General features: G+C 61.0%; 18 protein-coding genes. 2 read left to right on the top strand and 16 right to left on the bottom strand.

The features are described 5' to 3' along the window. Window positions 1-251: 251 nt before the first annotated feature. The 9 genes from HU731_RS00570 to HU731_RS00530 all read right to left on the bottom strand — a co-directional run bounded on the left by HU731_RS00570 (window position 252) and on the right by HU731_RS00530 (window position 10296). Window positions 252-509: a hypothetical protein gene (locus HU731_RS00570; RefSeq protein ID WP_186606587.1), complete on the bottom strand. Its 258-nt coding sequence runs from the start codon at window positions 507-509 to the stop codon at window positions 252-254. A gap of 4 nt (window positions 510-513) precedes the next feature. Further along, a complete protein-coding gene (locus HU731_RS00565; protein ID WP_186606586.1) occupies window positions 514-960 on the bottom strand; it encodes a GNAT family N-acetyltransferase in 447 nt (148 codons plus the stop codon). Window positions 961-1057: 97 nt separating this feature from the next. Then, a complete protein-coding gene (locus tag HU731_RS00560; RefSeq protein ID WP_003191756.1) occupies window positions 1058-1387 on the bottom strand; it encodes a hypothetical protein in 330 nt (109 codons plus the stop codon). A 110-nt stretch (window positions 1388-1497) separates the two neighbouring features. Continuing rightward, window positions 1498-2571 (bottom strand): class I SAM-dependent methyltransferase, encoded by a 1074-nt coding sequence (locus HU731_RS00555; protein WP_044273072.1) that lies wholly within the window; start codon window positions 2569-2571, stop codon window positions 1498-1500. 45 nt (window positions 2572-2616) lie between these two features. Beyond that, the gene (locus HU731_RS00550) at window positions 2617-4065 is read right to left on the bottom strand and encodes a class-II fumarase/aspartase family protein (protein WP_186606585.1); all 1449 of its coding nucleotides are present in this window, start codon (window positions 4063-4065) and stop codon (window positions 2617-2619) included. After that, window positions 4065-5498: an adenylosuccinate lyase gene (gene purB / locus HU731_RS00545; protein ID WP_186606584.1), complete on the bottom strand. Its 1434-nt coding sequence runs from the start codon at window positions 5496-5498 to the stop codon at window positions 4065-4067. Before purB ends, HU731_RS00550 begins: the two co-directional genes overlap by 1 nt. Before the next feature lie 30 nt (window positions 5499-5528). Beyond that, complete coding sequence (locus HU731_RS00540; protein ID WP_186606583.1) at window positions 5529-6515, bottom strand: HOASN domain-containing protein; 987 nt, start codon at window positions 6513-6515, stop codon at window positions 5529-5531. A gap of 39 nt (window positions 6516-6554) precedes the next feature. Continuing rightward, the gene (locus HU731_RS00535) at window positions 6555-7550 is read right to left on the bottom strand and encodes an HOASN domain-containing protein (RefSeq protein WP_186606582.1); all 996 of its coding nucleotides are present in this window, start codon (window positions 7548-7550) and stop codon (window positions 6555-6557) included. A 676-nt stretch (window positions 7551-8226) separates the two neighbouring features. Next, window positions 8227-10296 carry an EAL domain-containing protein gene (locus HU731_RS00530; RefSeq protein WP_186606581.1) on the bottom strand — a complete coding sequence of 690 codons (2070 nt, stop codon included), beginning with the start codon at window positions 10294-10296 and terminating at the stop codon, window positions 8227-8229. A 321-nt stretch (window positions 10297-10617) separates the two neighbouring features. Between HU731_RS00530 and HU731_RS00525 the strand changes: the two genes are divergently transcribed. Further along, window positions 10618-10896, top strand: coding sequence for a hypothetical protein (locus HU731_RS00525; RefSeq protein ID WP_186606580.1), 279 nt, complete (start codon window positions 10618-10620; stop codon window positions 10894-10896). Between the two features lie 11 nt (window positions 10897-10907). Then, on the top strand, window positions 10908-11237 hold the full coding sequence (locus tag HU731_RS00520) for a DUF6388 family protein (protein ID WP_186606579.1): 330 nt from the start codon (window positions 10908-10910) through the stop codon (window positions 11235-11237). Window positions 11238-11245: 8 nt separating this feature from the next. On the opposite strand, the gene HU731_RS00515 is transcribed toward HU731_RS00520, so the two are convergent. The 7 genes from HU731_RS00515 to tagH form a co-directional block, all read right to left on the bottom strand. Continuing rightward, window positions 11246-12013 (bottom strand): serine/threonine-protein kinase, encoded by a 768-nt coding sequence (locus HU731_RS00515; protein ID WP_367616879.1) that lies wholly within the window; start codon window positions 12011-12013, stop codon window positions 11246-11248. A gap of 71 nt (window positions 12014-12084) precedes the next feature. Next, window positions 12085-12807 carry a PP2C family protein-serine/threonine phosphatase gene (locus HU731_RS00510; RefSeq protein ID WP_186606709.1) on the bottom strand — a complete coding sequence of 241 codons (723 nt, stop codon included), beginning with the start codon at window positions 12805-12807 and terminating at the stop codon, window positions 12085-12087. A 5-nt stretch (window positions 12808-12812) separates the two neighbouring features. Beyond that, a complete protein-coding gene (tssM, locus tag HU731_RS00505) occupies window positions 12813-16178 on the bottom strand; it encodes a type VI secretion system membrane subunit TssM (protein ID WP_186606577.1) in 3366 nt (1121 codons plus the stop codon). A 16-nt stretch (window positions 16179-16194) separates the two neighbouring features. Then, window positions 16195-17055 carry a type IVB secretion system protein IcmH/DotU gene (gene icmH / locus HU731_RS00500; protein WP_186606576.1) on the bottom strand — a complete coding sequence of 287 codons (861 nt, stop codon included), beginning with the start codon at window positions 17053-17055 and terminating at the stop codon, window positions 16195-16197. Between the two features lie 5 nt (window positions 17056-17060). Beyond that, window positions 17061-18389 carry a type VI secretion system baseplate subunit TssK gene (gene tssK / locus HU731_RS00495; RefSeq protein WP_186606575.1) on the bottom strand — a complete coding sequence of 443 codons (1329 nt, stop codon included), beginning with the start codon at window positions 18387-18389 and terminating at the stop codon, window positions 17061-17063. Between the two features lies 1 nt (window position 18390). Beyond that, on the bottom strand, window positions 18391-18876 hold the full coding sequence (gene tssJ, locus HU731_RS00490) for a type VI secretion system lipoprotein TssJ (protein WP_186606574.1): 486 nt from the start codon (window positions 18874-18876) through the stop codon (window positions 18391-18393). Window positions 18877-18881: 5 nt separating this feature from the next. Beyond that, window positions 18882-20078 carry a type VI secretion system-associated FHA domain protein TagH gene (gene tagH / locus HU731_RS00485; protein WP_186606573.1) on the bottom strand — a complete coding sequence of 399 codons (1197 nt, stop codon included), beginning with the start codon at window positions 20076-20078 and terminating at the stop codon, window positions 18882-18884. Between the last annotated feature and the right edge of the window lie 3 nt (window positions 20079-20081).

Genomic DNA, 20081 nt, shown 5'->3' with positions numbered 1-20081 from the left:
AAATCGCGGGCAAAAAAAATCCCAAGTAGCTGATGGAAACTTGGGATTTAAAAATGCATAAACCGTGGGAGGTGAACGCCCGGCTATAGTAGCGACTGTAAAAACATGTAACAAGATTATTTTAATCCTTTCGTCGGATTGAAAGTGCCGTAAGTCATTCAATAACCACATGTTTTTTAAGGTAGAAGGCTGTAGCCATGCCACCTTTTGGTGCAAGTAACGGCTATAAGCCCACGTATAAAAAAGGGTTATTAATCCGCTGCACTTTTAAGTAACTGTTCACTTAACTGTTTGCACGTTTCTTGAAGCGCCTCACGGCTGGAAGCGGTGGCCCCCGCCACGGCCTCCAGGTGACGACACAGCGTCAGGCGTTCAGTGGCCTCTTCGCGTTGGCGGTCGACCTTGGCGTTAAGGTGAATGAAATAGAACCCCAGTAACACGGCGACGCCCACTACGCCCACCGCGAAGTAGCGCAAGCTGTTGGACGATGGAGGCTCTGGGGCATTCATGGCCTTATGGCGCCCTGCTCTTTTCATAGCGCACATCATCGCCGTCGACCGGCCCCACGACGGACCAGCCCAGGCGCTGATAGAACCCATTGGCGCGGATTTCATCACGCCCATCAGTTACCAGGTAGAGCCTGTCGTGGCGCTCAAACAGCGCCGCCTCGGCCACCGCCATCAGTTGACGGCCCAGGCCAAGCTTCTCGTGCGAGGGCAACACGAACATCGCGAATACTTCGCCTTCATCCAGATCGACCATGGAAAACCCCGCCGCCTGGCCGTCCACTTGCGCAATCCAGCCGCAAGGGGCTGCGTGCAACGTTTCGCGCAACACCTGTGGGGTAATCCCCAGGTCAGCCATCTGTGCCAGGCTCAGGTGGTTTTGCACCACCGCGGTGCGAATCGCGCACAGTGTGTCGACGTCATCGGGTGTTGCCGCTCGAATCAGCACTTGCATACAGGCCTCCATGAAGAAGTGCGCCATTGTATGCAAATACTCACACAGGGTTTGTCGTGGATTTGTAAAGGCCTCACAGCGGGTGCGGGGCTACGAATTACTTGCGCGCAACCTTGTAGCGCAGGCAATCCTGGTAAAAGCTCTGACGAATCGCCTCCGGCTTAAGCCTTGAACGACTGTCATAAGTCTGCTCGGTGATACCCATGGCCATCATGCGCATCCACGATTTGCTGAACTTGAGGGTCTGGATCTTCTGCCGGGCGGCGTACAGCGAAACGCCGGATAACTTGAGCTCCTGGGCCCTGGCGGCCGTGCCGGCGCCCCAACTGCACATGTACTTGTCACCTTCGCGCAATTCCCTGGCCTGCGCGACAGTCGCGCCGCCGGCCAGGGAGCAGGCAATCAGCATCATTCCCACAGAGCGCATTTGCATCCTCACCTAACCACCTGAAAATAAAAGTGATTTTGGCGAGGATTTTGTTACAAAGGGGCCATTAAATTGCCTTACTGCGCAACGCAATGGCCGGATGGCTCATATCAAGGCTTGAGTTCGAACAGCGCTGGCATTGGAGGCCACTCCGAGGGCACTTTACGGAAGCGGCTGAACCCGGCCGCTTGCGCCATCTGGCGGGCACGCTTCTCGCCCATGAACGCCCCCAGCCCCGCCCCACCATGGGACAGTGAACAGGTCATGCAATAGAGGGTGCTCTGCGGGTACATGACGCGCCCGAACAGGTTCATGTTCTCGTGCAGCTCTTCGGACAGGTTGAGCTCCACCATCAGGTAAGTGCCGTCTTCGGCCGTTGCTGCGCGTAAATCCTTGAGCATCTGCTGAGGGTCGGTGGCATCGTGGATCACCACAAAGGTGGTCACGAAGTCGAATTGCTGGCCGCGCAAGGCATCGGAGTCGTTCACCTCGAATTGCACCCGGTCACCCACACCTGCCGCCTCGGCGTTGGCCCGCGCCAGCTCGATGGAAGGCAGGTGGAAGTCGCAGCCGACAATGCGCGCCTCGGGGTAGGCCTTGGCCATGGTGATCGCCGCCAGGCCAGCGCCGCAGCCGAAATCCAGCACACTGCCGCCGGTCTTGAGCTTCTCTTCGACGCCGTCCAGGGACGGGATCCAGTGCTGGACCAGGTAGTGCTTGTACCAGGGCATGGTCATGCGTTCCATGCCTTTCCAGGTTTCCAGCGGGAAGGCCTCTTCGGCGCACCCCCCGCCGTGGCGGAAGGCTTCAATGACCTTGGGCGCCATGCTCACGAACGGCACGCTCAGTTGGATAATCCCACCGGCGAAATACGGCGAGTCTTCATCGGCCAGCACTGGCACAAATTCAGCCGGCATCTGGTAGCGGCGGGTTTGCGCGTCGTAGGTCACGTAATTGCCAGTGGCCATGCTGCCCAGCCATTCGCGCAAGTAACGTGCGTTGTAGCCGGTCTTGTGCGCCAACTCCTCCAGGGTCACCGCGTGGCCGTCGGCCAATGCCTTGAACAAGCCGAGCTGGTCGCCGATGTAGAGCATGGCGCCGCGCAGCGTGTTGCCGTAATCCTCCATGATGCGCGCCGAAAATTGCTGGACCTTGGCTTTATCAACTTCCATAACGTTGGACATCTGTCGCTCCTTAATGAATTTGCAAGTCTGTTCAGAGATCAATGATCAGTGGCCGGCGAGTTTGGCCAGCACGTTGTCAACAATGCGTTCGGACATGCCCAGGTGAGTCCGGGGTTCGAACAGCCGGGCCAGGGCGCCGTCATTCATGACCGCAAGCACCCGCGCATCGGCCTCGATTGCCTCGCGGATCGACACGTGATTGCGCTGGCTGGCCTGGGACACTTCGAAGATGATCTGGTAGGCGCTGCTCTTGCCCAGCTTGCGCGCCATTTCGAACACCACCGCTTCGGTGCAGATGGCATCGCCATAGGCCTGGGCGGTGCCTTCCATCTTCTGCACATTCACGGTGAGCCCGTCGATGGTCTCGGTCAGAATCGAGAGCGCCATCAGCGCATAGTGGGAAACGTCCGCGACCGCGCACCACTCCAGCCGGGTACCCCGGTAATCGCGCTCATGCTCAAGAATCATCGCGTCCAGCGCGAGCATGACCTGGGCCTTGGCCAGCCGCGCCAACACCACCACCTGCTCGCAACCTTCAGGGTTGCGTTTGTGCGGCATGGTGCTGCTGCCGATCTGCTGGTCGCTCCAGCCCACTTCCACTTCAGCGATTTCCCAGCGATTGAGCGTACGAATTTCATCGGCTACGCGAGCCAACGAGGCGGTGACCATGGCCAGGGTGCTGACGAACTCGGCAACGCGGTCACGGGACACATGCCAGCCCGTCAGGGGTACTTGCAGCGACAAGCGCTGGGCAAAACGCTCCAGCATCGGCATGGCGTCCGGGCCGAACGCCGCCATGGTGCCGACCCCGCCGAACAACTGCACCACCAGCACCCGCTGGCGCGCCTCGGCCAGGCGCTGACGGTGGCGCAACAGCTCATCGATCCAGCCGGCGACCTTCAGCCCGAAGGTGGTTGGCAAGGCGGGAATCGAGTGGGTCCTGGCGACCATCAGCGAGTCACGGTGTGCATCGGCCAGGGTCGACAACTTGCCCAGCAAGGTCTCCAGGGCCGAGTCCATCGCATCAAGCACATCGCGCATTTCCAGGGACTGAGCGGTGTCCTGGATGTCTTGGGTGGTGGCGCCGTAATGCACGTATTCACGGGCAGTGGGGCTGCAGTTTTTTTGCAGGGCGCTGAGCAATGGCATCAGCGAATGCCCAGTGGCCGCCACGCCCTCGGCCAGTTGGCGCACATTGATGCCCGACAGCAACGCGGCCTTTTCGATCTCCAGCGCCGCCTCGCGCGGGATGATGTTGACGTCGGCCTGGGCCATGGCCAGCGCCGCTTCCACGTCCAGCCAGCGTTGCAGGCGACAATGACTGCAGAAGATCTTGCGGCTCTGCGGGCCGGCATAGCCTGAACCGTGGGTTTTCGAGTCAAGAATATGGCTGTGTTCGTGGCGGCATTGCTCGCCGTCATGTTCAAAGCCCGGGCGGTCCGAACGTGCGGTACAAGAAGCACGGGCGGTCATTTCCAATGTTTGCGCATCCATCACATACCCTCCATCGCGTACTGGGACTGACTGGTATTGCCTGGGGTTGCCCGCGTCGCTTCAAGGCCATGGCCGCAAGCGCGGGGCAGTGCTTTAGTTGCCACCAAATCGACCATCTCGGCCGCCAGCCCCGTGTAGGTGGTCGGGTCAAGCAGCTCATCGAGCGTTTGCGCGCTGAAACAACCCTGCAGCCGCGAGTCGCCAAGCAGTGCGTCGCGAAAGCAGATGCCTGCGTCTTGGCTTTGCAGGGCGATGTCGTGCACCAGGTGGTGGGCCGTCTGCTTGCCACACCGAGGCGCCAGCGCGAGCATCACGCGCTCCGACAGGATCAGCCCCCCCAGTAAATCCAGGTTGCTGCGCATGCGCGCTTCACGCACCTCCAGTCCAGCCAGCAGCAAGCCTTCCATACGGGCGAGCAAGGCGCCGGCGTAAATGAACAGCTCCGGCAAGGCCGCCCATTCGATGCGCCAGGTGGTGCCGTCACGCTCGTGCAACTGGAACGCCGCGTCGGTCAGCGCAACCATCTGCGCGCGCACCAGCCGCGACAGCGCGCTGATCAGGTCCACCGTCGACGGGTTTTGCTTGTGGGGCATGGTGCTGCTCCCCACCTGCCCTGCCCGCCGGCCTTCGCGCACTTCGTCGATCTCGGTGCGCTGCAGGTGGTAGATCTCATTGGCGACACGGCCCAAGGTTGCCGACGCCTGCACCAGCAACCACGCCGCCTCCAGGATGCGGTCGCGGGCGCTGTGCCAACTGCTAAATGGCGCCGCCAGGCCCAGGCTTTCCAGGGTGCGGCGCTGCACATCCAAACCCTGCGGGCCAAGCCCGGCCAGGGTGCCCACGGCGCCGGTCAGGTTACCGACCATCACCCGTGCATAGGCTTCGTCAAAGCGTTCAAGGTGCCGATCGATCTCATCGACCCACACCGCCACCTTGTAGCCAAACGTGGTGGGCAATGCCTGCTGCCCATGAGTCCTGGCGACCATCGGCGTGTGCTTGTGGCGCAAGGCGAGCGTGAGCAAATGCCCACGGATCCCACGCAAACGCTGCACCACCAGGCCCCAGGCATCGCGGATCTGCAAGATCAGCCCGGTGTCGAGGATGTCCTGGGTGGTCACGCCGTAATGCACGTATTCACCCAGCCCATCGGCGCATAACCCCTGCAAGGCGCGCAGGGTCGGCACCAGGATGTGCCCGGTTTCCAGGCTCTCACGCCCCAACGCGTCGAGGTCCAGCAGTTCCACACTGGCCACCCGGGCAATTTCCCGGGCGGCCTCGTGGGGGATGATGCCCATCTGCGCCTGGGTCGCCGCCAGCGCAGTTTCAACATCGAGCCACTTCTGCACCTGATTGGCATCAGAGAAGATCGCGGCAAATTCCGGGGACGAGTAAGCGCCCCCGTGGATACGGGATTCAGTGATATGACTTGGCATGTCGAGTTACTCGCGTTGTCCTAAGGAGGGCTACTTCACGCGTTGCACTTGTTCCCAGACTGCATCGTAGTAAGCCCGCTCCAGCCGGAAGTGCTCGGCCAGGGACGTGAGGAACGCGTTCTGGAACCCGAGGTCCGGAATGCGCCGTGAGATCAACGCCCATTCACGCTTGGCCCGTGGCGGCACCAAACTGATGTGCACTTCGTAGTACTCCGCGTCATCCTGGCTCAAGCCTGCGTTGCGCAGGGCGTTGTACAGCTTGCCGTGGTTGCCTGGCACCACCAGTTCGGTGATGTAGAACACCGCCAGGCCCCAGCCGACATCGGGGTTGCGGAAGCAACGTGCGCGGTTGTTGAGGTAGGCGATTTCCTCGGGCATCGTCGAAAGAGCCTCGAAATCGGCATTCAGGCCTACGGCGGCGAGTAGCTTGGCCAACAGCTTCGGGTGGGAACGTTGCTCATCCTCTTCGCCCAACTCGCCGTAGAGATAACGCGCCAGGGCAGCCGCCTCGTCCACGTCAGTCAGGTTGACCAGCAGGTCGGCGGCGTCCCGGTACAGGCGGTAAGTACGGAACCATTGGTGGCGCAAAAACACCTGCAATTGCTCGCGAGAGGCTTTGCCTTCAAACACATACTGCGACATCGGATGGTTTTCCCGCGACTGCGCGGCAATCTGCTCTTCCAGGCGTTGCTGGAAACCGGCCTCGGACAACGGCGATGCGAGGTCGACAGACGGCATGAAACGCTCTTGCACGCTATAGACGGCATTGGCCAGCCAGCGCCGGGTGGAGGCGGTGGCCACGTCATCGCTCAGCGACAGGATGTACAGCAATTGCTGGCACTGCGCTGCATTCGCGGCGTCGCCACGTTGGCCGGTCTCGCACAACGCGCGCAGCATGTTGGCGGCAATTTCGATGCGATTGAACGTCGCGTCCGGCTTCAAGGCTTCCGCCAACAGACGGGCTTCGGCCGTGTGAATATGCTGCAATTGCGGAAGGGAAAAATTACGTGGGCTCATCATGTGCTCCATTATTTTTGTTTTCGGATCGCGGGTCGTTCAGGCAGACAGGCGTTGGGCCTGCATCTGCTGCCACAGGTTGTCGAAGTAGGCCTTGTTGATTTCGAAGTGGCGCTTGAGGGCACGCATGAACGTGCGCTGAAAGCCCTCCTCGCTGGCGAACTTGGCAATCAGTGCCCACATTTCCTCGGTATCAATCTCATCCTGGGTGCCATGCAGGCGATGGAACTCACTGGGCTGCGCCGGTACATCCAGGCGTTGCAGCAACTCGTAGATACGCCGATGGTTGACGCAGCTGACAGACTCCACCGCATAGAGCAGTGCAAGTCCCCAGGCGACATCGGTGTGGCGCACACAGCGAATGCGATTATTGAGATAGGCCTTTTCCAGCGGATGCAGCGCAGGGAAGTCGATGGCCAGCGGAATATCGAAATACTCCATCAGATGAGCCAGCATCGCCGGGTGCGAACGCTCCGGTGTCTCAGCCCCTGCTTCACCGTACAGGTTGCGGTAAAACACCGAGGCGTCTTCGATGGCTTCGAAGCGAAAGGCCAGTTCGGCCAGCAGGCTGTAGAAGTTGTAGGAACGGGTCCAGTGATGCTCCAGGAAGAAGCGCACATCCTGAACCGGCGGCGTACCTTGGAACAGATGCACCGACATCGGGTGATTGACCCGGCTGCGCGCAGCGATTTCAGCGTCGACCTGCTGACGGAACTCGTCCACCGGCAACGCGGTAAAGCCCGGCACGTCGGCAGCGAACTCATCTTCGACGCGGTAAACCTCGCTGGCCATCCAGCGCCGAGTCGGCTCGGTACGCGGGTCACCGGGGATATGCAGTTGCAGCAGGGCTGACTGATAGTGCGCGTAGGCGTCGGAATCTCCCGCCAGGCCTTGCCGAGCCTGTGCGAGCAGCGCTTCCAGCGCGCGGGTGACCTGGGTGTAATTGGCGCCGGGTTCCAAGGCATTAGCCATCAGCCGCGAGGCGTTGGCGAAGAGATCGGAATCCGAGCGTTGTTGCAGGGCAGCAGTATCCATTGATAACCCCTGAATCTTGTTTTTGTGGTTGGGCGTACTCGGAAAAAAGCCTAAAGGTTCCCGTAGTGGCAAGGTCAACACCTGTAGGAAAATTCTTTCAAAGGCTTGGCAACCAACGGTAACCACGATGCGAAGCGAGCCGCTCTTGATCTGCTTTTGATCTTGGCGCCCCGTTAAACCACGCTGGCCGAACGCAGGCTTGAATTCGTGGGTAACCCGGCAGGACGCCGGGTTAGCCGCCCCGCGCCATGGATGGCGCGTGGCGGCGGCCCACGGATTCAAGACTGTGTTCGGGCACACCGAGCCTAGGCGAGGTGCCGAGTGGTGGGGCAAGAGCGTTTTGCTTACTTTTGTCTGGGCCGGCATTCCGGCTTTTCAAAAGTGAGCCGCCGTCAGGGCGGAACCCTAAGCGGCCGTTACCGCAGAAATGGATATGTACTCGGTATAACTGCGTCGACTGTCAGGCCGCCTTCGCGAGCAAGCCCGCTTCCACATTTGGATCGTGGGGTGTCAGGTAGATAGGCGTCGGCTGGCAGGCCGGCATCGCAGGCAAGCCAGCTCCCACATTTGGATTGTGGGGTGTCAGGTGGATAGGCGTCGGCTGACAGGCCGTCATCGCAGGCAAGCCAGCTCCCACAGTTGGACCGCAAGGTGTCAGTTAGATAAGCGTCGGCCATCACACCAACGCCCTGCGCTCCCGCACAAAGCGTGGCATCTGATCCCCAGGCAGTGCCTTGCTGAAATACCAACCCTGAATAAACAACTCAGGCCCATGACTCAAGAACGCCAACTGCTCGGCCGTCTCAACCCCCTCCACCACCACGCCCAGGTCCAAGGCCTCGCAGAAGCGCAACATACCGGTGAGCACCTGGGCGCCTTTAGGGTCACGCTGAGCCACCACAAAACTGCGGTCGATCTTGATGAAATCCACCGGAAACTGGTGCAAGTAACTCAGCGCAGAAAACCCAGTGCCAAAATCATCCAGATAGACCTTGGCGCCCATGGCCTGCAGCTTCTGAATGGTCTGGCGAGTGGCCGGGATATCGCTGACCAGCGCGTCTTCGGTAATTTCTACTGACACTCGCCCTCGGGCCTGGGCAAGAATTTCCACCAGGCGATCGCCGTAGGCAGCGTCCTTGAGCGTGGTGCTGGAAATATTAATAGTCATCGGCAGTTCAAAACCCACCTTCTGCCATTTCTGATACTGGCGCACGGCCTGGGACGCCACCCACACGTCCACATCCGGCATCAGCCTGGCGTGCGCCAGCCATTGCAGGAACTCCCAGGGTGAATGCACCGTGCCCTGGCTGTCCCGGGCGCGCATCAGCGCCTCGCAGCCGGTGCACAAGCCGGTGCGGGTGGAGACCTGGGGTTGAAACTCAAGGTAGAACTCGTAATCGCTGATCTGCTGGATGCGGTTCAACTCTGCGGCCTGGCGGGCCAATGTCTGGTGGGTGGCCAGCACCGGGTCGAACTCCAGCAGGCGGCCTTTTTCCTCAAGGCCGCGAAACGTCATGTCCAAAGATTTGAGATACACCGTGCCGCCATCGCTGGACTGGCGATGAATCGCCCTGACGTAAGGCGCATACACCAGCGTACCGGCCCCCAGCAGAACGATCTGCAACACCACCGCCGCCACGTCGCCGTGGGTGCTGAGGTAGGCATTGAGCAGCACCGGGGCGGTAAACGGCACACTGGCCACCGCCGGCGACACCCAACCCAGTTGCACCACCATCAAGGCCACCATTGCGTTGAACGCCGGTACCAGTAGGAACGGTATGAACAGACGCGGGTTGAGGATGATCGGCAAACCGAACAACAGCACCTCGCTGACATTGAATAGCGACAGCGGCAAACTGGCCACCGCCAGCAAACGCATGGACTGACTCTTGGAAAACAGCAGGATCGCCAACAGCAAGCATAAGGTTGCGCCCGAGCCACCGATAAACGCAAAACTGCCCAGCAAGCCGTTGTTGAGCACGTAGAGCACCGGCTCCCCCGCCGCCAACGCTGCGCCATTGAGCGCCACCGCCTGGTCCAAGGCATCGAATAATGGCTGCATGGCATACACGCCGTGAATGCCGAAGAACCACAGCAGCGAATTCATCAGGGTGACAAACAACCCGCTGCCGTAAGGCGTCTGCAACGCATCAAGCACCTGCGGCCCCTGGATTTGCGCCACATGGGGGATCAACAGCAGCAACGACAACACCGCTACCAACGACAAGGCCGTGAGTGCACCGGGCACTACCATGTTGATGGTGCCTTTGAGGTTATGGCCGACCAGGTCTTGGTTGACCAGGCGCGTCCAGCGAAAGCGGTGCAGCCAGGCAATGGCCGGCACATTGATCAAGGGCGAAGCAATGGCAATAAACAGGAGGAACGTGGCCGAAGCACGCGGGTACTCACGCAGCACGAAGGTGGCGACCACCACATGGGCCAGGCACAGAAAGGCGACCGGCAGCTGTGGCAGACGGTGTTGAATCGCCAACATGTAACCGATGGAGGCCGCCACCAGCAGTGGAATCACCGAACTGATCTGTTTATGCAACCCCGCCAGGAAACTCACCACCTGCGGGTCGAAACCCAGCGCCTGGGCACATTCGGACAGAATCAGGAAACCGGCGGACACCAGCAGGCACGGCAGGATCCACAGCAGCCCTTCACGAATCGCCCGCAACGACTCCGTACTGGCCAGGACTGCCAGGCGCTGGGTCAGGAAAAGTTTGAACAGGGTGTGCGCCATGGGCCGTCCTCTGCCTGTCACCGACTGCCGCTGAAGATCAGGGCCGGTAACACCCGCTAACGCTACACGCCCTGATAGCCGAAGCGAAAGCCTTTATGCCCGTCCCTGCGCGGCTTTTTTACCAATGAATGCGAGGTTGCTAGACTAATTCCCTACAGATTTATCGAACTTTCTGACATGAATCATCCCCTAAGGCTGTCTGAGTCGGTATCATCCGCACGTTTTGTGCGTGTTATACGATGTTACAACCTGTCTGATAATGGGTACGCACTCAGGGAATCTTGCCTGGAACGACAACAGGCCAAAGGAGAGAACCTCACTATGCAAGACAAGCGCTCAAGTAACATGCGTCCTCTATTTGTCACCATCCTGCTGTGGTTGTGCAGCGTGGTGTTGCTGTTTGTGATCAAGAATGTCATTGAATTATTTACCGGGCCTGTGGCTGAAACCTGGGTAGACCTCACGCTGGTGCTAGTCGCTTACCTGATGTTTTTCTTGCTGGCGCCGTTGCAGAACTGGATGCGGCGCAGGTCGCGCAAGCGTGCTCGCCATCACCTCAACGCACGCACGTCCGATAGCAGTTCCCACCCTTCTCATTAAGGTGTCTACCTGTGTCGGCACCCAACGATACGCACCAGATTGCACTGGACAGATTCCTGCGCGAACAACCGCAGGTCGCTGCCGAACTGGACAGTCTTAACCCGCTGGCAGCCCAGGCCAGGGGCGAAACCCTGGCGCAGTATCGCGCCGACCGCCTGCATGAAGCTTTCGAAGCATACGCTGAACAGCACAACCTGTTCGCCTGGGAATTGACCCTCAAGCTGACGGCCGACTCCACCGAAACCTTCGAGGCCCAGCGCCGCGAAGTGCATAAAGAAGTCGCACAGATGGCAGGCATGGACTGGGCGCAGTACTGCCAGTTGCACGGCTTGGCCGTTTGACCTTTACCCTACAAGCACCAGCGTGGTCGGTTACGCCCCATGACGTGACGCAACTCCGCCACCGTTATGCTTCGGTGCTGCGGGTCTATCGCCAACGCGGCCTGTAAGGCTGCCCAGCAATGCCTGGGCAACTGGGCGGGCCGGGGCAGCCTGTCTGTAGAGGCGCGTTCGCCAATGCACCTGCCGTCGGCCAGCTCGTACAGGATGCAGGCCACGCCGTACAGGTCGGCAGCGGCGGTCAGCGCACCGCCGGCCAACAGCTCCGGGGCTGCGTAGGCAGGTGTCCAGGCATTGAAACGACTGCGGCTCACACTCGGCAAACCCACCGCAGCCTGTGCAACGGCATGGCCCAGCCCAAAATCGAACAGCCGCACGCCCTCCTCGCCCACCATGACGTTGGCGGGTTTGACGTCACCGTGCAGAACGTCTTGTTGGTGGGTGTAGACCAACGCGTCCAGCAACTGCAAGGCGATGGGTCGCAACTCCCGCCAGGGCAAGCCATGGGGGCACTCCAGAAGCAGTCGGTCCAGCGTCACCCCTTGCAGCAACTCCATAGTGAAAAACGCGACGTGGCTGTATGTATCGACCTCAAACGAAAACACCCGCACCACGTGCTCATGCCGCAGGCTGCGGGCCAGCGCAAACTCGCTGTACAACAACACATGCGCGTCGGGGCAGTGGGAAATGGGCTCGTCCAGCAGCTTGAGCGCTACGTTGGAACAGGGCTCGCCCAATTGCTCGTGCAGCAGGTCGCGGGCGCGGTACACCCGGCCCATGCCGCCTCTGCCCAGGACACGTTCAAGGTGATAACGCCCAGCCAGCAGGCGCGAGGGTTGGGGCGCCGGGTTCAAGGCTGCACCACAACCGCAGTGAGGTCATCACTTACCGGCCTGCGCAACGCCCCTGCAAATAGCCGTTCCACTGCCCGTTGAGGCGTGCCCATGCTCAACGCCCGCCCCAGGTCAACGTGGCTTAGGGCCTGATACAAGCCATCACTGCACAACAAAAATACATCCCCCGGGCGGGTACGCAGCTCCAGTACTTCAACGTGCAACCGCGAACGCGCGCCAACCGCTCGGGTCAAGGCCCTGGCACGCGGGTGGGCCTTGGCTTGCGCCACACTCAACTGACGCTCATCCATAAGGCGCTGCAGCAGCGAGTGGTCCTTGGATAACTGATAGAGGCTCTGGTCGCGCCATAAATAGCAACGGCTGTCTCCCGCCCATAGACAGGCCGCCCGGCCCTTCTCCAGCAACAGGGCAACCACGGTGCTGCCCATCGTCACGTCACCGCTTGCGCCAGGTTCCGTCCATGCACGTCTCACCCCTTGGTTGACCTCCTGCAAACGGTGGCGAACCGCTTGAATACGCTGATCGAGGTTGCCGTCAGCCGGCACCGACGCCAAGTGGCTGACTACCCACTGACTGGCGACATCCCCGTGCCGATACCCGCCCATGCCGTCCGCCACCGCCCAACAACCGGCGCGCGGGTTGTCCAGGAACGCATCCTCATTGCGCAACCGCGCCTGGCCTCGCTGCGTGCGCCCGGCGCTGCGCCACGGGCTATCCATCGGGTTCACAGCTGCTCCGGCAGGCGAAAGGTGCGCCATGTGTCCATGTCAAACGGGCCAGGCGTACGCTGGCTGGTGAGCCGGTAATTGGCGCGCAGGCCGGCGAGGTCTGCCTTAAGGATCTGTATATTTCGGCCACCGGCGGGCTCTTTCTGCAGCAGGTCCAGGAACCGGAACAACGACCACGCCCCGGTGTTCTTTTCGATGCCCAAGGGTCGCTGCTCGGTGCCTCTCTCCAGAACCAGGCTGCTGCGCCCATTGTCTGCATCGGTGGGCCAATGGAACGCCATGGGTACGATCGGACCGTGGCGATACTCCAATTGCTGGTCGCCAAACCGCAGGATCGCACGGCTGACCGATGGGTCCAGGCTGTAGGGCGCCAAGGTGAATCGCACAGACAACTCCCCCGCATCTTCGGTAAAAAAGCCGCGGCGGATAACCTGGGTCTTCATCAATTGCTCCAGCAGCGCACGCGAAACCGGCAAACTCTGGCCATCCAGCCCACGCAGTCGATAGCGGCTGCCGTCGACGCTGATAAAGGGCCGCAGGTAGCCCTCATAAAAGCGCGCCATCACCCCGCGGGGCTTGAAGAACTCCTGAAAATCATGAAGGGCGACCTCACTGCTGGCGTGCGCATTGAATGGGTAACGTCGGCCGATCGCCTTGGCGTAAAGGCTATGCACCTCGCTCTGATAACGTTGGTTGACGTGCACATAGGCCTGCTCCAGCAGATGCCGCCAACTGTCATCGGCTACACCTTCTAGCCAGCCGGCAACGGGCAGCGGCAGGCGCGCGGCGGCGTCACGCAGATTGCCCAATGCATCCTGCTGGCCCTCCATGCGCTGCCTGGCACGCAGGAAAGCCGCCTGCTCGGGTGCGCTGTCCCGGTTCAATGCCGTCAGTTGCAGGTGCAGTTCATCCAGCAGGCGCAACGCCTGAGTCAGCTCTACGCCGGGGTTGTGTTGCTCATCCAGCAATTGATGCAAAGGCTCGAATCGGCGCTGCAAGGCGCGCCGCGGCGCCTCGACAATAGCCGCCTGCCCAGCCGTCAACCGCGACTTGGCCATCTCGCCCAGGTCTGCCGACTGCTGGGCCACTTTGTCCAGCAGTCCAGGGCCTGGCAACAGACGCGTGTTTTCACGCACCTGTTGCAACAGACGAATCAAGGGCGATTGCGCCGACGTCAGGTTCATCAGTTGCTCGGCATCCTGGCGCAGGTTGTCGGTCTCCTGCAGCCTGACTCGGCCAAGCGCATCGCTCCAGGCATCGGCATACTCGCTGAAATAGCGTTGCTGCAGTTCAGCCATCAGGCGCCGCAAGTCCTGGGGGCTCAAGTCGGCGCCCTGCCCTAGCACCCAGTTGTCCTGGGTGATGGCGTTTACCAACCGCGGGCCCTGCGCCTCGAAGTACTGCACATAGCGTTTGGTATAGAACCCCGGCACAGGCGGGTCGATAGCGGCGAACACCTTGCCCTCGGCCAGCCGCAACGGCTCCAGGCTGCGCGCTTGTTCGCGCAATACCCGATAGACCCCATCGGCCAACGACTCGCCCCTCAGCGCTTCGCGGGCCTGCGCCACCCGTTCTTCGTTGAGTGGCACCACAAAGGGTTGCTCCAGCAGCCGCGCAAGGTGCGTATTAAGGCGTTTCTGTGTCGGCATATCCCCGGCAAAGCGCACCGACCAAAGGCTTGCGATATGTTCCGCCAGCCAGGTCGTGTCACGGCGCTCACGCAGATTGAGCATCAGGTAGGCGCGCAGGTCGTCGAGCAGCCGCTCCCGATCCCCCAGGCTGGCGAGTACCTGCTCTTCCAACTGGGCGGTGATCCAGGCCAGCAATGGCTGTTGCAGCGCCTGTTCATAAGCTTGATCGACACTGGGACGGCTCAACTCTCCCTGATACAACCCGGTGCGCTCCACCAGGCGGAAATCTGCCGACCCGGGAAAAACCTGGATCGCCGCCAGTCGCGCGTCCAACAGCGCCAGCAGCGCCGTGCTCTCATCGCCGGCCGGGAGGCCGAGCGGTGGGTGAGATGTCAGCGCTGCCAATTGCGCCAAGCGTTGGTGGTTGACAGAGTAACTGTGCCCCCACAGCCCGCCGACACCGCCAATAACCAGCGCCGCCGTTATCGCCTGCGCCCCCTGGCGCCAACGCAGACGTTGCTGTTCCTGGGCCTGCAAGCCCGCAAGGTCGGCCTCGGCGAAGATCACTTGGCTGAACAGGCCCTGCACAAAACGCGGGTGCCTGCCATCGGCGCAGGTCAAGAACAACCCTCGCAGACCGTTGATGGGTTGGTAGCGATGAGCGCAAAACGCCATGTCAACGAACAGGCTGACGCGCTCCCCTATTCGTGCCGCCTGCTGGAGAAACTCCAGCATCTGCCCGCGCCTTTCGACATTGCGCTCCTGATGCAATCGCCCAATCAGCTCACTGTTCAAGCGCTGCAATAATTGCTCGAGCGCCTGACGAACCTGTGTGGCGTCAATACCCTCGGCGCAGGTATGCAGGTGCTGACCCAGCACGCTGTCGGCACTCTCTCCAAGGGGTGAGTCGAAGTATTCAGCGAATCCCGGCAACCGGTCGGCGTGGGTCAACACCAGGTAAATCGGCACATCCACATGCAACGTCTGTTGGATCTCCTGCAACCGCGAATGCAGACGACGTGCGTGATGATCCAAGTCGTATTCAGTGGTGCTCAAAAGCGTATCGGCCGACAGCGTCACCACCACACCGCTGAGCGGCCGCACTTGGCGCCGCCGCCGGAGCAACTGCAGCAAGGTGGCCCAGCCTGCGGCGTCCACTGAAGGGTCGGGCTGGGTAAAATAGCGCCCCGGGGTGTCGACCAGTACGCCTTCGTCGCCGAAATACCAGTCACAATGAGCACTGCTACCAATCGGCCGCGCTTGCGCGTGATCCAACGCCAGCGGTAAGCCCGCGGCCGCCAGCAACTGCGTCTTGCCACTGCCCGATTCACCGATCAACAGGTACCAGGGCAACTCATGACGCCAACGTGCGTTACGTTCGCCATAATGGCGGGATGTCTTGAGCAGGTGCACGGCTTTCTTGAACCGACTGCGCAGGTGTCGGCGCTCGTCTTCCACCCGCGTCATCGGCTGCCGGCGCGCCACGCGTTCCGACGCTTGGCGCCAGGTGGCAAACCCTGGGCGCGCAAACGCCATCGCCAGTCCCCATAGCAAGAACATACTGCTGATGGTAACCAGCCGAGCAGTCGCCCCGGCCCAGATACGGTGGTCAGCCACCGCCAGCAGCGGCCCCAAAAACCACACCATTGCTGCACAGGAAAGCACCAGCAACAGGCTCCACACCCAAATCCTGCCCAGCACGGTGCCCACACCCTTGAAGAATGCGATCATTCATTGCTCCCAGCGTTTACAAAGGCGTGCGGAGCGGATCCGACGCCGACAGTTGAAGGGGTTGCAGCGCGTGCGTACGCTCGTTGCTCAGCACCCAGGCAAACCCTGTGTACATCGCCAACACACACACCACGGTGAGGCCTACCCACCAGGTGGCAGGGACGACCCGCACCTGCTTGCGCCGGTCGGCCCTCTGCTGGGCAGGCAGTAGCGCTACCGCCGCCGGCTCTCCACGTACGTGTCTAATCTGGCGATACAACGCATCGCGCACAGCCTCAAGTTGCAACACGCCCCGCTCCATTACCCGGTATTTGCCTTCGAACCCCAGGGACAGGCACAAGTACAGCAACTCCAGCATTGCCAAGTGCTTCACCGGGTCGCGCGTGAGGCGCTCCAGCAACTGGAACACTTTTTCGCCACCGAAGGTTTCGTTATGAAAGCGGCTCAACAGGCTCATCTTCGACCATTCGCTTTGCGCCCCCCATGGCGTGGTCACCACCGCCTCATCAATCACGCTGCACAACACATAGCGCGCCGACATGACCTGGCTGTTCTCCACCCCGCCCTGCAGGGCACGGGTTTCAAACTGAGTCATCGCCAACGCTAATCGGTCGTTGAGCGTGCCCAGGTTTTCACGGCCGGAGCAGACCCTGAGCCCAATAACCTCGAACAGTACCGCCCAGGCTGCGGCTACCAGCGGGTTGAGCCCTGCCTGAAAGCTCTGGGTATCGAGCCTGTGGCCGGCGTAGATCATGCGGTCTTGCAGCTGTTCGTAGCGCGGCGGCGAGGGGAAATCCGTCAACGGCCCCTGGGCAGGTTCATGAGTTTCCCGGTCGAGCAGGACGGTTTTTTCATCCTGGGTGTATTCACTGTCCATGGCATTCAGTTCCTGATGGCCCAGAAGTCGAGTTCGAGCCCGGTGAATTCACCTCCCACGTGGAAAGCGAAACCACCCGACTGCTCTAGCTGTGCAATATCACGGGGGCTCATATCGAGCATGAAATAGGTCTTGCCGGCATGGAACGGAATCTGTCGCGGCGCCACTGGCAGGGGCTTGACCTTGATACCGGCCAAATGCAGGTTGACCAACTCACGTATGCGTTCAACCGGCGCGACTTTCAGGTGTGCTGGCAGGCGCTGGCGCAGTTCCTGCTCTTCACACTGCGCAGTGGCCGCCAGGATGAAGGTGGCGGTGCCAAGCAATTTCAACTCGCTGACCGGGCATACGAGGACCCCGTATTGGCGTGGCTGCAATGTCAACTCGATTGCCTGTTGTTCCAGCACTACCGACAGCGCCGTGCGCAGCTGCGCCATCAGAGCGCGAAAACTGGCGCCCTGGTCACCGTGCTGGTAATGAACATCCAACTGCGCGCGTTTACTGTCAGTGGTGAAGGTTGATAGCTCCCCAAACAACGACACCAGCGCACGAAACACCGCTTCTGGCCGCACCTGCGCCTGGCTCAGGCAGTGGCGCAGCTCCAACTCGTAACGATTGATCACTTGCAGCATCAGGAAGTCAGCGATTTGCGTGCCTGCGGCGGTGCTTTCGCCACGAATGCGCGCCGCGATTGCATCACCCCGACAGGCAAGCAGGCCAACCACCTCCTTGAGACACGACGCCACGTACCCATGCTCCTGCACGAAGATAAACGTCGGGATAAATGCCGTATCCAGCTTCACACCGCCTTCACCGCTGGCGTCCAGTACCTGGGCCACCTTGAGCTTGACGAAGTGCTGGTCACCCGGCTGTTCACCCAACAGGAGACGTAGGTCGGGGCGCGCGCAGTGGATTCGGCAACGCGTATCCACCCCCACGTTGGAGTCCCCTACTTCCACTTCACAGCTGAGGTAGCGCGCCAACACCTCGCTTTGCTCAGGCTGGCGGACTTCAAGGTGACTGCCGCTGGCCAGCGGCAGCGCCAGGTAAACCCCTTGCGTGCCCGAAGCCTTTGGCACCTGCAGCACCAGTGGCTCCATGGCGGCATTCAAGTCAAACAGGCTACCGTCCGGCAACACGCCACTGGCCTGGCTGACCACCAGCTTGCCCAGCTTGAGGTACTGCGTATTGAGTTCAAGCGTGAGCAACCCCCAGGTGTCACTGCCCAGCAGGCGGGTCTGATTGAGCTGCTGGTGGTAATAGCGGTCGTTGTGCTGCAAGTGCTGTGGCCGCAACAGCATGCCTTCCTGCCAAATGACTTTATGAACCTGCATGTTATTGCGTCTCCACACCAGCGAGCGGGTCGACAACACGTATACCGCCCTGGTCCAGCACCAGCTCGGCACGGTTGCGTTGCTGCACCGCCAGGGGCACCAACAGCCGCCACTGCACATGGGGCAAGTCTCGATAAGCGGCCAGCCCCCCCACAAAACGACTGTCAGCAGCGATGCGCAGTTTGAGCGCCAGCCGGTCACCCGGACGCAATTCAACCTCCTCGCTGCCGACCCAGTCCTTGGGCAGCGCCTGCTGCGCATTGCCATACAGGCTGAAGAAGTCGGCATGTTCAAAGGCGACGCCATGGCGCAGTTCGATCAACTGCACGACCACGGGAGAAGGACGACCGTGCAGGTCCGGGTTGACGTGCTCGCTGGCGGTCAGCGTCACATCCAGCTTGGTCAGCGTGGAAAAAGGCGTGACGGCGCTGCAACCCGCCAACAGCCCGCACAAGAGCAACAGCGAAGCAAGGGTGGCTCGATACATGACTATCATCCTGGAAAATCCATGTGCAGGCTGGAGATCAGGCGCACCTGCTCCTCATAGGCCTTGGCGAAGTCGCCGCCCAAAGGGCGATCATTCAACAGTTCTTGCGCCACCACACGCTGGTAGTGACGCTGGTAGGCACGCCAATGCCCACCACGCAAGAAAAACCCGGCAGACGTGCCCTGAGACTCAAAGCACCCCAACAGGTGGCTGGGCTCAAAGGCAGCTCGGGCGTTACGCATGGCGCTTCGACAGGCGGCCAGCAGCGCAACCTGATGCACTTGCAGTTCTCGGTGAGCCTGGGCAATGGCGCGCACGGCGGGCAGTTGCCCCAACTCGCGGGTATCGAGCATCGCGGCCAACGCAGCATCAGTGTCGCTATGCGCTTTCAAAGGGTTCTGGCCCACGCCCTGACTGGCGAACGCTGCTGTACCCAGTTCATTATTCAGTTCTTCCCGGGTGCGCAAACTGTGCTGCAGCCCTTCGATCGTCACGCGAAACAAGCGCGCCACCTTGATCGCCAGTGCCTCCCGGGCCGGTGTGTCGAGGGGCGTAAGGTCCATGCCCAGGACCGCTGCAAATTGCGACCAGAACACCTCGTCGGTCGACGGCGTCATCGCAACAGTGGGCACCGCGCCAAGCGCTACCGAGGGGTCTTGCCGACGCGGCAATACCACGTGCTCGCAATCGGCCCCATAGTGATCTGCCCATACCGCTTGCTCATCGGCGCTCTTGTTCAAGGCCTCCAGATCATCCGACGTGGCCTGCCTCTGGCAATCAAGGTCCAAGCCATGCAGCGGGTCCAGCGACAGGAAAGCGTCATCGGGGATCGGTACTGCCGTAGGCGCCAGCAGCGCATCAGAAGGTCGCGGCGATGCCAGCAGTTGCGCACGTATCGTCAACACCCCCAGCTCGAATACGTCGCCGTCACTGATCAATCGCGCCTGCCCCTTGCGCAAGCGTTCGGGACTGTTGGCTACCCCGATACCATTGCGGCTGATATCCGTGAGGAAATAACGGCCTTCACGGTAACCGATCAGCCCATGATGGCTGGAGAGCACGCGGCTGGCGTCAGGGATCACCCAGTCACACCCAGGACCGCGCCCGATCACGCCGCCAGCACCGTCAAATACTTTGCGGGCCAGGAGTAGGCTCTTGTCGCTTTCGCACGCGCAGACCTCAAACACAAGCTGCTGCTTCATGCC

The organism is Pseudomonas salmasensis (assembly GCF_014268375.2).
GTDB classification, from domain to species: Bacteria; Pseudomonadota; Gammaproteobacteria; order Pseudomonadales; family Pseudomonadaceae; genus Aquipseudomonas; species Aquipseudomonas salmasensis.
This window is presented reverse-complemented; position numbering and strand designations above follow the sequence as displayed.